This window comes from Vibrio profundi (genome assembly GCF_043642225.1).
GTDB classification, from domain to species: domain Bacteria; phylum Pseudomonadota; class Gammaproteobacteria; order Enterobacterales; family Vibrionaceae; genus Vibrio; species Vibrio profundi_A.
In genome coordinates this window covers 109537-122205 of sequence record NZ_JBHZSF010000007.1, presented here as the reverse complement: position 1 = coordinate 122205, position 12669 = coordinate 109537, and the positions used below count along the sequence as shown (strand labels likewise).

The window sequence follows — 12669 nt, the reverse complement described above, 5'->3', positions numbered from 1 at the left end:
CGCTAGGCAACAAGCTTGCGAAAACCGTGAGCTTACGAGTAGTAAGTGATTCGGGTTAGTAAGCGTAGTTAACAACGCGGAAAGCGCGAATACGACGAAGATAAAAAAATAGCCCCCAAATTGGGAGCTATTTAAAAACTATTCTGCTAACGCTGTTTTTTGCGCTTCAATAATATCGGCAATGCCCTTATTCGCTAGAGCCAATAACTGCATTAGCTCATCGTGGCTGAACGGTTCGCCTTCGGCTGTACCTTGAATCTCAATCATCTTACCGCCTTCCGTCATCACAACGTTCATGTCGGTATCCGCATTTGAGTCTTCTGTGTACTCTAAGTCACACAGTGCATTTTCACCCACGATACCAACTGAAACAGCGGCCACGTGGCCTTTCATCGGGTTCTTCTTCAACTTACCGTTGTCTAGTAAGTGTTGAATTGCGTCAGCCATTGCGACGCTAGCACCCGAAATAGCCGCTGTACGCGTTCCGCCATCCGCTTGAATCACATCACAGTCAACCGTAATCATGATTTCGCCAAGTTGCTTCAAATCCACAACGGCACGCAAACTACGTGCGATCAGACGCTGAATTTCCATCGTACGGCCGCCTTGCTTACCACTTGCAGCTTCACGACGGTTACGAGTATGAGTTGCTCGTGGCAGCATGCCATATTCAGCCGTCACCCAACCTTTACCTTGGCCTTTCAACCAACGAGGTACATTTTCTTCCACAGACGCGTTACACAATACTTTGGTATTACCAAACTCAACAAGAACAGAACCTTCAGCATACGCTGTGTAATTACGAGTAATTTTAATTGGACGAACTTGATCTACAGCGCGGTCATTCGGACGCATGGCATCTACCTTAGTTAGCGTTCCATAGGTCATTATTGACCTTGTGGAAGGGGGTGAGACGGATTTTATTGGGGCGAGATTATATAGGAATTACCAACGTAAAGCTATGGGGATCAAAGGCTCTGGCACGCCAAGTTTGAATCTATGCTACTATTGCGGCGCGTTATTTTCAGAATGATAAAAGACAGGAAAATTCGATGATTTATAGTATGACGGCGTACGCGCGCAAAGAAGTAAAAGGCGATTGGGGCAGTGCTGTGTGGGAAATCCGCAGCGTAAACCAACGCTACCTAGAAACTTACTTCCGTATGCCAGAGCAGTTCCGTGGTTTAGAACCAATTCTACGTGAGCGTTTCCGCAAGCGCCTAGCGCGCGGCAAGGTTGAATGTAACCTACGTTTCGAAGCAAACCCAGCAGCTAAGGGCGAGCTAAGCATTAACGAAGGTTTAGCGCAGCAAGTGATTAATGCAGCTAACCAAGTAATGTCCATGACAGGTGAAGAGAGCCGTCTGAATCCATTCCAAGTCATGAATTGGCCTGGCGTGATGGAAACGCCTGAGCAAGACATGGATGCCATCAACAAAGATCTACTCAATGCATTTAATGATGCTATTGGTGAGTTCATTGATGCGCGTGCCCGTGAAGGCGAAAACATGAAAGCGTTAATCGTACAGCGCTTAGATGCGATCACCGAAGAGGTGGTAAAAGTTCGTGCACGCATGCCTGAAATCCTAGAATGGCAACGTGAACGTCTACTTAACAAGTTTGAAGAAGCGAAAATTGAACTGGAAGGTTCTCGTGTTGAACAAGAGCTTATCCTACTGGCACAGAAGTCAGACGTAGCCGAAGAGCTAGACCGCCTAGACTCTCACGTGAAAGAAGCCAATGCAGTATTGAAGAAAGGCGGAGCATGTGGCCGTAAACTGGACTTTATGATGCAAGAATTCAACCGTGAATCAAACACTCTCGCATCTAAGTCTATCAGCACAGACATCACTGCGTCTGGTGTAGAGCTTAAAGTACTGATTGAACAGATGCGTGAGCAGATCCAAAATATCGAATAATCGACCGTCGGTTAACCGAATGAAAAAGCCCAGTCACTTGACTGGGCTTTTGTTTATTCATCCGGCTGGTTGGTTTTTCTATCCACATAAGGCCAGTAATGGTGCCCTACCCGTATTAATAAAGTGGCCGCTGCCAAAATAAACGCAGCCACCGACAACCAAACCACCAAGGTCGCATCTAACTCTTTCATTCCCAGTGTAATGTAGCGGGCAATCGCCATCATCGCAATATAGATAGGGTATCGAACGGGTATCTTACCATTCACCACAAACTGCTGAACCATGGCTAGCACTTCTAAGTAAATAAACATCAGTAAGATATCAGTCAGCTGTACCCGCTTTTCTGCGAAGACGTGCATGAACTCTTCAACCATAGCAAACAAAGTTGCGAGCGTAATTGCCACTAAAAGCACCGCTTCTAACGCGTAGAAGATCTTTAAAAAGGGCTTACTAAAAGATTGGGGTAAATGAGACGGCATTATCTATCTGTTTATGTAAGAGAAAAAATCAGTGTATCGCTCTATTGATTGAATACAATAAAAAATGGCTCAACCTGTTAGGCGAGCCACTTCAACTAAGACCAAAGAATAACGGTTTGCCCTATAGCAGCACTAAGTACGCCAAGAAGATAACCGACAACGCGTAAATCAACGGGTGAACTTGTTTGCCCTTACCGGCAACCACCATAGTGAACGCGTAGCTAATAAAGCCCATTGCCATACCGTTCGCAGGTGAGAAGCTCAAAACCGTAAACATGATAGTAAAAAACGCAGCAATGCGAGACTCTTTCTGTTCCCAGTTAATTTGACCTAGGCGTCCAATCATATAGATGCCTACAACCACCATCGCTGGCGCAACCATTGCCGCCGAGAAGATAGAAAAAATTGGGTATAGGAAAAGTGAAATAAGGAACAAACCCGCAACCATGACAGCTGCTAGACCTGTTTTTGCGCCTTGAGAAGAAGCAATGCCCGACTCAGAGAAGGCAGTAATAGAAGTCGTCCCCAAAACAGAACCAATCACGGTACCGCCAGCATCCGCCACTAATGCCGATTTCGCGTTAGGTACCTTACCGTCTTTATCAATAATCCCTGCGTCACGTCCAACCCCGACAATGGTGCTTAAGCCATCAAAGAAATCGACAATCAGAAAAATCAGAACAATGAATAGCAAGTCAAACATCTTGTCTGGCGTGAATGCAGAGAAATCAAAAATAGCGCCGAAGCTGCCAGCCATGCTTGGCGGCATAGCTACTAACTGTTCTGGGATTGGCGCGTTTGATGTACCCATAAATACGTCAGCAAGAATAGTTAGTGCAATTGCCGACACAAATGAAATGAATGTAGCGAGCTTGATATCACGAACCATACAGCCTAGTGCGATGAAGATACTTACATAAGCGATGATCACTTTTGGATCTGAGATATCACCTAGGCCCACCAACACGAATGGGTTAGAAACGATAATGCCTGCATTCTTCAGACCTAAAAAAGCAATAAACAGTCCGAGAGATACGGTAATTGCCAGTTTCAAGTCTTCAGGGATCGATTCAATCATCGACTTACGAATATTGGTCAATGAAAAGGCAAGATAAAGAATACCCGATAGGAAAATACCGAATAAGGCTTCATTCCACAGCACTGCAACCGATCCGCTTAATAGCATGCCTTTGAAAAAGCCATTCATGCTCATACCCGGTGCAAGCATTACTGGATAATTACCCCAGATCCCCATAATCAGAGTCGCGATAGCAGCAGACAACGCCGTTGCCGTAAATACCGCGCCTTTATCCATTCCAGGAATGCCACCTAAAATGGCTGGATTCACTGCGAGAATGTAGCTCATCGCCAAGAAAGTAATAAAACCGGCGTATAGCTCTGTGCTAATTGTGGTCTTTCTTTCAGTGATTTTAAACATCGAATCAAGCGAGCCAGAGGTGTTCTGGGCTTTCAGGGTGGAATCGGTATTCACAACAAAACCTTTGCAATAAATTAAGAATTAAAGATTCAAATGCTGTGAGAAAAGAGGGTTCTCTACACTAAAAACTGTAGTCACCAAGGTAGGCTCGGTAGTAGAAACATCTAATCCATCTCATTAGACATATACAGCATTTAATCGTTTGCGCGGATTGTAAGGATTTAGATTAAAAACTCAACGTATTTCGTTCTGGATCACAAAAATAGCAAACGTTTACTTTCTTACACCGTCATCACCGGTTTTACTCTGTCTTATATAGAGTACAAATAAGCAGGATCTCAGTTGTTCTCAACAAACGAAATATGCTACTCTTCGCCTCCATTTTTCTGACCTAATTTTCACCAATTTCAATGTTATCACTCGGTGAAAACCATTAAGTCAGTGCTATCTTTAATATTGACGGCTAACCACCTTCATCAATCCAACCAAAAGTGGAAACAAACAGATGGGCAAAGGTACTCTTTACATCGTTTCTGCACCTAGCGGCGCAGGTAAATCGAGCTTGATCTCAGCATTGCTGGAAACTAACCCGACCTACGCAATGAAGGTGTCTGTTTCTCACACAACTCGCGGCATGCGCCCAGGTGAAGAAAATGGCGTTCACTACCACTTTGTAGAAAAGCACCATTTTGAAGACCTAATCAAGAAAGAAGAGTTTCTTGAGTACGCTGAAGTTTTTGGCAACTACTACGGCACGTCGCGCGTTTGGATTGAAGAAAACCTAGAGCGAGGCATTGATGTCTTCCTAGATATCGATTGGCAAGGCGCTCGTCAAATCCGTAAACAGATGCCACTGGCGAAGAGTGTATTCATTCTTCCACCTTCAAACGGTGAGCTAGAGCGTCGCTTAAATGTACGCGGACAAGATAGCGAAGAAGTTATTGCGAAACGCATGGCTGAAGCCAAATCTGAAATTTCTCATTACAACGAATATGACTACGTCATCGTAAATGATGATTTTGATGCGGCGTTGATGGATTTCAGAGCAATTATCCGTGCGGAACGCTTAAAAGAAGATAAGCAAGCGGCTAAATACAGCGGCATGCTTACTGCACTACTGGCGGAGTAATCTAGATTCTCTAGATTTTCCTAAGAGATATGTATACCGTGATCTAGAAAGTCACTAACTAAGCTTGTATACTTTCTCGTCATTTAAAATTTATTAGTTAACTATTTGGAGTCCTTATGGCACGCGTAACTGTTCAAGACGCTGTTGAAAAAGTTGGCAACCGTTTCGACCTAGTTCTTATTGCGGCTCGCCGCGCTCGTCAAATGCAAACTGGCGGCAAAGATTCACTAGTGCCAGAAGAGAACGATAAGCCAACGGTTATCGCTCTTCGCGAAATCGAAGAAGGTCTTATCACTAAAGACGTACTAGACGCACGTGAACGTCAAGAGCAGCAAGAGCAAGAAGCTGCTGAGCTAGCAGCGGTAAGCAGCATCGCTCACAACCGTTAATAACGTTATTCGAACTAATTAACCTTCCGGGCCTTTAATTTGTATCTATTCGATAGCCTCAAAGACGTTGCCCAAGAATACCTAACAGAGCCTCAAATTGAGGCTCTGCGTCAATCTTATGTGGTAGCGAGAGATGCCCATGAAGGGCAAACCCGCTCAAGCGGTGAACCATACATTATCCACCCTGTAGCGGTTTCTCGTATTTTGGCCGAAATGCGCCTTGATATTGAAACTCTACAAGCAGCCCTACTCCACGATGTAATTGAAGATACTGAAGTTACAAAAGATGAGTTAGAGGCACAATTTGGCAATACCGTTGCTGAATTGGTTGATGGTGTTTCTAAGCTGGATAAGCTTAAATTTCGTGATCGCAAAGAAGCGCAAGCAGAGAACTTCCGTAAAATGGTTCTCGCCATGGTGCAAGACATCCGCGTTATCTTGATCAAATTAGCTGACCGAACTCATAACATGCGTACGCTTGGGGCACTTCGCCCAGACAAAAAGCGTCGTATTGCACGTGAAACTTTAGAGATTTACTCTCCACTGGCACATCGTCTTGGTATTCATAACATCAAGACCGAGCTAGAAGAGCTAGGCTTTGAAGCACTGTATCCAAACCGTTATCGCGTACTGAAAAACGTAGTGAAAGCTGCGCGTGGTAACCGTAAGGAAATGATCCAACGTATCCATAGCGAAATCGAAGGCCGTCTTGAAGAAGTCGGGCTAACGGCTCGCGTTGTCGGTCGTGAGAAAAACCTGTTCTCCATCTATAACAAGATGAAAACCAAAGAGCAGCGCTTCCATACCATCATGGATATCTATGCGTTCCGTGTTGTCGTCGACAATGCCGACACTTGTTACCGTGCTCTTGGCCAAGTCCATAGCCTGTACAAGCCACGTCCGGGCCGCATGAAAGACTACATTGCCGTACCTAAAGCCAATGGCTACCAGTCACTGCACACTTCGATGGTCGGCCCTCATGGCGTTCCTGTTGAAGTTCAGATCCGTACGGAAGACATGGAGCAAATGGCAGACAAAGGTGTTGCGGCACACTGGTCTTACAAAGGCAGCGGCGATCGCACAGGCACGACGGCACAAGTCAAAGCTCAACGTTGGATGCAAAGCTTACTCGAACTTCAGCAAAGCGCCGGTAACTCTTTCGAATTTATCGAGAACGTTAAGTCCGATCTGTTCCCAGATGAGATTTACGTATTCTCACCGAAAGGTCGCATTGTTGAATTGCCAGTAGGGGCGACAGCGGTAGACTTCGCTTACGCAGTGCATACTGATGTCGGTAATATGTGTGTGGGCGCTCGCGTCGACATGAACCCTTACCCACTTAGTAAATCACTGAAAAATGGCCAGACGATTGAGATCATCAGTGCACCAGGCGCACGTCCAAATGCAGCATGGCTCAACTACGTCGTAACTTCACGAGCACGCACGAAGATCCGTCAAGTTCTGAAAACCATGCGCCGTGAAGAGTCGATTACGTTAGGTCGTCGACTGCTCAATCATGCACTAGGTGAACTTTCAATTGGGGATATTTCGGAAGAAAACGTCGAGCATGTTTTATCCGATTTACGCTTAGAAAGCCTTGATGACCTGTTAGCTTCTATTGGCTTAGGCGAACTGATGAGTATCGTTATCGCGCGCCGTTTACTGGGCGACGCTGACGAGCTAACGGAAGTGGAACACTCCAGTGACAAACCGAAGAAGAAATTGCCTATCCGTGGTGCGGAAGGGTTACTACTGACATTTGCTAACTGTTGTCACCCAATCCCAGATGATCACATCATTGCACACGTTTCTCCTGGTCGTGGTCTTGTGGTTCACCGTGAAACGTGTCCTAACGTTCGTGGTTATCAGAAAGAGCCTGATAAGTACATGGCAGTTGAATGGTCTGAAGATTATGACCAAGAGTTCACAGCAGAGCTTCAAGTCGACTTACAGAACCACCAAGGTGCCTTAGCGGAGCTGACTAGCGTTATCTCTAAAACCGGTTCGAACATTCACGGGATCTCAACAGAAGAACGTGATGGTCGCTTGTACACAGTGACGATTCTTTTGACCACTAAAGATCGCGTTCATCTTGCAAGTATTATGAAGAAGCTACGTGTCATGCCACACGCGCTGAAAGTAAGACGACGTAAGAACTAAGTTTCTAACGTGTTCATAAAAATACCAATAAAGGTTGGCCTACTCGGTCAACCTTTTCTTTATGGCGGCCTCAATCCCTCCCTTAATCAACTCCTCCGAATTTAGCCTGTACAAAAATCCAGTAAGATGATTGAATAGCCTATAAATATTACGTTTATGAGCCATCGCCATGTCCCAACTTTTGTCTGCAATTCCACTCAGCTCCTTATCTGGCGTTGGAGCTAAAGTCGCTGAAAAGTTAGAGAAAGTCGGCCTTGTTAACGTACAAGATTTACTCTTCCACCTTCCACTTCGCTATGAAGACCGCACTCGAATTTACCCAATTGCAAAGCTGCATGCTGGCTTATGGGCAGCAGTGCAAGGCAAAGTCATGAGTGTAGACACCATCTTTGGTAAACGAAAGATGCTCGCGGTAAAGATCAGTGATGGTAATGGCACCATCACTCTGCGTTTCTTCAATTTCAGCGCCGGCATGAAGAACAACTTTTCAGAAGGTAAACAAGTACACGCCTACGGTGAAATCAAACGTGGTGGTATCGGACTAGAGATTGTCCACCCTGACTACAAGTTCTTTGCCCCTAGGCAAAAACCAGATGTAGAGCAAAACCTCACACCGGTTTACCCAACAACCGAAGGCCTACGTCAAGTCACTTTGCGAAACCTGACTGACCAAGCATTAGCCTTGTTAGACAAAGCGGCCGTCAACGAACTGCTTCCCTCAGGTTTATACGATCATCAGATCACTTTAGGACAAGCCTTACACACCATTCACCGTCCGCCGCCAGCTATCGATCTAGAGCAATTTGATGAGGGGAAACATCCCGCTCAGTTACGCCTTATTATGGAAGAACTGCTCGCACAGAATCTTTCGATGCTTTCTGTTCGCACCAAAGGTCAATTAGACGCCGCGACTCCGCTACCGGAGGCAAGTGCACTTAAACAGAAACTATTGGATCAGCTCCCGTTTTCGCCAACCAACGCACAAGCTCGAGTTGTTAAAGAAATCGAGTCTGACCTTATTAAACCGCACCCGATGATGCGTTTAGTGCAAGGAGATGTGGGCTCAGGTAAGACACTGGTAGCCGCTCTTGCTGCTGTCCGAGCTTTGGAACATGGTCAACAGGTCGCTCTGATGGCGCCTACCGAGCTGCTGGCAGAGCAACATGCTATCAACTTCAAAAACTGGTTTGAGTCGATGGGTATTCAGGTCGGCTGGCTAGCCGGAAAGCTCAAAGGCAAAGCGAGAGAAACCGAACTCGTACGAATAGCCAGTGGCGAAGCTCAAATGGTAGTCGGCACACACGCTTTGTTCCAAGAGCATGTTGAATTCAAGAACCTTGGGCTCGTGATCATCGATGAACAGCATCGTTTTGGAGTCCACCAACGATTAGAACTACGAGAAAAAGGTGCCAAGCAAGGTTACTACCCGCATCAGTTGGTAATGACGGCGACTCCAATCCCGCGAACGCTGGCAATGACGGCATACGCTGATCTTGAAACCTCCGTAATCGATGAATTACCGCCAGGAAGAACGCCTATTCAAACCGTGGCGATTCCTGATACCAAACGAGATAACATTGTCGAACGCGTTCGCAACGCCTGTCTCAATGAAGGTAAGCAAGCTTACTGGGTATGCACACTGATCGACGAATCCGAAGTTCTGGAAGCGCAAGCGGCAGCCGATACAGCGGAAGATCTTCAGCGTAAACTTCCTGACGTGAAAATCGGCTTGGTTCATGGCCGAATGAAGCCTGCTGAGAAGCAAGCCGTGATGCAAGAGTTCAAAGAGAACAAACTGCATCTACTGGTTGCCACAACCGTCATCGAAGTGGGGGTGGATGTCCCTAATTCGAGCTTAATGATCATCGAAAATCCGGAGCGACTAGGCTTAGCTCAATTGCACCAATTACGTGGCCGTGTCGGTCGAGGTTCTGTCGCCAGTCACTGTGTATTGCTGTATCACTCTCCGCTCTCGAAAACAGCGCAAAAGCGCTTAGGAGTTCTCCGGGAAAGTAATGATGGGTTTGTTATCGCCCAGAAAGACTTAGAAATTCGTGGCCCTGGGGAGTTACTCGGCACGAAACAAACTGGCTTAGCCGATTTCAAGATTGCTGACTTAGTGCGTGACCAACGTTTGATCCCAGAAGTGCAGCGTATCGCTCGCCATATTCACGATAACTATCCCGATAATGCTAAGGCGATCATCAATCGCTGGTTAGGCGAACGAGACGTCTATTCGAAAGCGTAATTCCACCGTATAAAAAAGGCTCAATACCAACGTATTGAGCCTTTTCCATTCTTTTCTCGTTAGATTATTTTACTGGAAAACTGATCTGAGCCTTTAAGCCGCCTTCACTGCGATTGTTGACCATCACGGAGCCTTGATGTTGGCTCACGATACGCTTGACGATTGCAAGTCCAAGCCCCGTACCTTCACTGCCTCGGGCAGTATCACCACGCGTGAAAGGTTCAAAGAGTTTGCCTATTTGGTCTTTTTCAATACCAGGCCCGTTATCTTCAACCGTTACCCACACCAACTTATTGTCGGCGGTCATCCCGGTTGATACTTTAATCCAGCCATTACCGTAGCGAACGGCGTTAACAACTAAATTGCTCACTGCACGTTTGATCGCTATTGGGTTGCCCAAAGCAGGCTTAGTTGAGCCCTCTATGTGTGTCTCTATCTGAAGTTCATAACCACCTTCAGCTGTCGCCACTTCACTCGCGATTTCAGTCAGGTAGACCGCTTCAAATGTTTGCGTGTTCACAGGCTTCAAATAATCCATGAACTGGCTAATGATTTCATTACATTCTTCAGTGTCACTGATGATGCCTTCAGCCAAGTAGGCATCTTCAGGAGACATCATTTCTGTTGCCAATCGGATTCGAGTCAGCGGTGTTCGCAAATCATGGCTGATACCTGCCATCAACAACGCTCTGTCTTCTTCGAGCTCCTGAATGCCTTTCGACATTTGATTAAAGGCGCGAGTCACCGAGCGAATCTCTGATGCCCCTTTTTCAGGTAATGGTGGTGGTATTTCCCCTCGCCCTACGCCTTTGGCTGCCTTTTCTAACGCGATAAGCGGTCGATTTTGCAATCGAATGAACAGCCAGCCACCGGCAATGATCAACAGCGCCATAATCAAGCTATTGCGAAATAACGGTGCAAAATCTTCTTCTTGCAGTTCAGATAACGGAATGCGGATAAGGGAGTTAGGGAGGTCTTCAATATCCATCCATAGCACATAGCTTTCCGAACCAAGAATCAAGCGCACTTCGGTTTGCGTGCCCAATTCCTTGGTCATTTCTTCACTCATTAAGTCAATCGACATCGCGTGATAATACTCCTCCGCAGTCGGGCTCTCTTTCGAGTGAACGGTCACACCTAATTGCTCTAATACACGTCGACGTAAAGGCGCATCCATCTGTAGTTCATGGTCGCTAGTATCATCGAGCACTAAGTTAAGTTCGTGAGCAAGAATCTTGTTGAATTGCTGCAAACTTGGCATCAACGCGTAGTTAAAAACTGCGTAATAGGAGAAAACTTGACTAGCAATCAGAAGAGTTAAGAAAAGGGCGATAGATTGAGTAAATGAGCTACGAATTCGCATAGAAAACCTTAAGGATGAGGTTGCTCTTTGGGAGCTAACCCCTAAAGCGAGTTAGGGGTTAGTAATATGGATGAATGGCTTATACTGCTTTACCGTCTGGAACAAACACATAGCCTAAGCCCCATACTGTCTGGATATAACGAGGCTTACTTGGGTCCTCTTCCAGCATGCGACGTAAGCGTGAAATCTGAACGTCAATCGAACGTTCCATAGCAGAATATTCACGGCCTCGAGCCATATTCATCAGCTTGTCGCGCGACATAGGTTCACGCGCATTGGTCACTAGCGATTTCAATACCGCAAATTCACCTGAAGTGAGAGGCATTGACTCTTCACCACGGAACATTTCGCGCGTCCCTAAGTTCAGACGGAACTCACCAAACTCGACGATCGATTCTTCAGAGCTTGGAGCGCCAGGAGCTTCAATTACTTGACGACGCAATACCGCTTTAATGCGGGCAAGCAGTTCACGAGGGTTAAATGGTTTTGGTAGGTAATCATCAGCACCAACTTCTAGGCCAACGATACGATCCACCTCATCACCTTTCGCAGTCAGCATAAGGATAGGTAACATGTTATTTGCGTTACGCAGGCGGCGGCAAATCGATAGCCCGTCTTCACCTGGTAACATTAAATCCAGCACCATCAAATGGAAGTTTTCACGAGTTAACAGGCGGTCCATCTGCTCACTGTTGGCCACGCTGCGTACTTGGAAACCTTGTTCCGATAAGTAACGCTCTAGCAATGCACGCAAACGAGCATCATCATCGACCACTAAAATTTTATAATTTTCTTGCATGTAATGATTCCACCTATTAAAAGCTTCTACCCCGATATTATAAGGCTCTAAAAATGTAACATTCTTGACAGAAATGTCGCGTAAAGAATTGTTAACGTATGTTGCCTTTCTATATATTGTAACTCATTCAATGCTTTTACTTAGTCAGAGTTATGAAAACAAACCTAATCACTCGTGAAGGTTATGAAAAACTTTCAAACGAGCTCAACTTTTTATGGCGAGAAGAACGACCTGAGGTCACTAAAAAAGTGACTTGGGCCGCTAGCCTTGGCGATCGCTCAGAAAATGCCGACTATCAGTACAACAAAAAACGGCTACGAGAAATCGACCGTCGAGTTCGCTATTTAAGAAAGCGCTTAGACCAAGTTAAAGTCGTCGACTACTCTCCACAGCAAGAGGGCAAAGTTTTCTTTGGTGCTTGGGTAGAAATCGAAAACGAACAAGGCGATATCAAAACATTCCGTATTGTCGGCCCTGATGAAATTTATGGCGGGGTAAAAGATTACGTGTCTATCGATTCCCCAATGGCTCGTGCTCTACTGAAGAAAGAAGTGGATGATGAGTTTGTGGTCCGCACGCCGGAAGGCGAGAAAGAGTGGTTTGTTAATTCAATTCACTATGCAGAAAGTAAACCTCGATAACTTACTCCCTGAATAAAGAAAACCCCGTTAAGCTTTCGCCTAACGGGGTTAAGTTCTTTCGTAGTCATCCTGCTACTATTTATCTCTTTGAGATAAGGTGCTCC

The 12669-nt window shown here is 45.9% G+C and carries 11 protein-coding genes and 1 riboswitch; of the genes, 6 read left to right on the top strand and 5 right to left on the bottom strand.

Annotated elements, in window-relative coordinates; translation table 11 throughout:
• Window positions 1-138 precede the first annotated feature (138 nt).
• Window positions 139-855 carry a ribonuclease PH gene (gene rph / locus ACHUFI_RS12785; RefSeq protein ID WP_394249832.1) on the bottom strand — a complete coding sequence of 239 codons (717 nt, stop codon included), beginning with the start codon at window positions 853-855 and terminating at the stop codon, window positions 139-141.
• A 197-nt stretch (window positions 856-1052) separates the two neighbouring features.
• Here rph and ACHUFI_RS12780 point away from each other — a divergent pair, with 197 nt between their 5' ends.
• Window positions 1053-1919 carry a YicC/YloC family endoribonuclease gene (locus ACHUFI_RS12780; RefSeq protein WP_394249658.1) on the top strand — a complete coding sequence of 289 codons (867 nt, stop codon included), beginning with the start codon at window positions 1053-1055 and terminating at the stop codon, window positions 1917-1919.
• A gap of 53 nt (window positions 1920-1972) precedes the next feature.
• Here ACHUFI_RS12780 and ACHUFI_RS12775 read toward each other — a convergent pair whose 3' ends face one another.
• Both ACHUFI_RS12775 and ACHUFI_RS12770 read right to left on the bottom strand, forming a co-directional pair.
• Entirely contained in the window at window positions 1973-2398 is a 426-nt protein-coding gene (locus ACHUFI_RS12775) for a phosphate-starvation-inducible protein PsiE (protein ID WP_394249656.1), read from the bottom strand.
• A 121-nt stretch (window positions 2399-2519) separates the two neighbouring features.
• Window positions 2520-3890 carry an NCS2 family permease gene (locus ACHUFI_RS12770; protein ID WP_394249654.1) on the bottom strand — a complete coding sequence of 457 codons (1371 nt, stop codon included), beginning with the start codon at window positions 3888-3890 and terminating at the stop codon, window positions 2520-2522.
• A 57-nt stretch (window positions 3891-3947) separates the two neighbouring features.
• Window positions 3948-4047: riboswitch (purine riboswitch) on the bottom strand.
• A 294-nt stretch (window positions 4048-4341) separates the two neighbouring features.
• Between ACHUFI_RS12770 and gmk the strand changes: the two genes are divergently transcribed.
• The 4 genes from gmk (at window position 4342) to recG (ending at window position 9762) form a co-directional block, all read left to right on the top strand.
• Entirely contained in the window at window positions 4342-4965 is a 624-nt protein-coding gene (gene gmk, locus ACHUFI_RS12765; protein ID WP_394249652.1) for a guanylate kinase, read from the top strand.
• A 116-nt stretch (window positions 4966-5081) separates the two neighbouring features.
• Window positions 5082-5354: a DNA-directed RNA polymerase subunit omega gene (gene rpoZ, locus ACHUFI_RS12760; protein ID WP_137358809.1), complete on the top strand. Its 273-nt coding sequence runs from the start codon at window positions 5082-5084 to the stop codon at window positions 5352-5354.
• 39 nt (window positions 5355-5393) lie between these two features.
• Entirely contained in the window at window positions 5394-7514 is a 2121-nt protein-coding gene (spoT, locus tag ACHUFI_RS12755) for a bifunctional GTP diphosphokinase/guanosine-3',5'-bis pyrophosphate 3'-pyrophosphohydrolase (protein ID WP_394249650.1), read from the top strand.
• Between the two features lie 169 nt (window positions 7515-7683).
• Window positions 7684-9762 (top strand): ATP-dependent DNA helicase RecG, encoded by a 2079-nt coding sequence (gene recG, locus ACHUFI_RS12750; protein ID WP_394249648.1) that lies wholly within the window; start codon window positions 7684-7686, stop codon window positions 9760-9762.
• Between the two features lie 64 nt (window positions 9763-9826).
• Here the strand turns inward: recG and envZ are convergent, their stop codons facing one another.
• Together envZ and ompR are read right to left on the bottom strand one after the other, a co-directional pair.
• Window positions 9827-11125: a two-component system sensor histidine kinase EnvZ gene (gene envZ, locus ACHUFI_RS12745; protein ID WP_394249646.1), complete on the bottom strand. Its 1299-nt coding sequence runs from the start codon at window positions 11123-11125 to the stop codon at window positions 9827-9829.
• A 79-nt stretch (window positions 11126-11204) separates the two neighbouring features.
• Window positions 11205-11924, bottom strand: a complete 720-nt coding sequence (gene ompR / locus ACHUFI_RS12740; RefSeq protein WP_394249644.1) for an osmolarity response regulator transcription factor OmpR — start codon at window positions 11922-11924, stop codon at window positions 11205-11207.
• A gap of 152 nt (window positions 11925-12076) precedes the next feature.
• On the opposite strand from ompR, the gene greB reads away from it, so the two are divergent.
• Window positions 12077-12565 (top strand): transcription elongation factor GreB, encoded by a 489-nt coding sequence (gene greB, locus ACHUFI_RS12735; protein WP_394249642.1) that lies wholly within the window; start codon window positions 12077-12079, stop codon window positions 12563-12565.
• Window positions 12566-12669 lie beyond the last annotated feature (104 nt).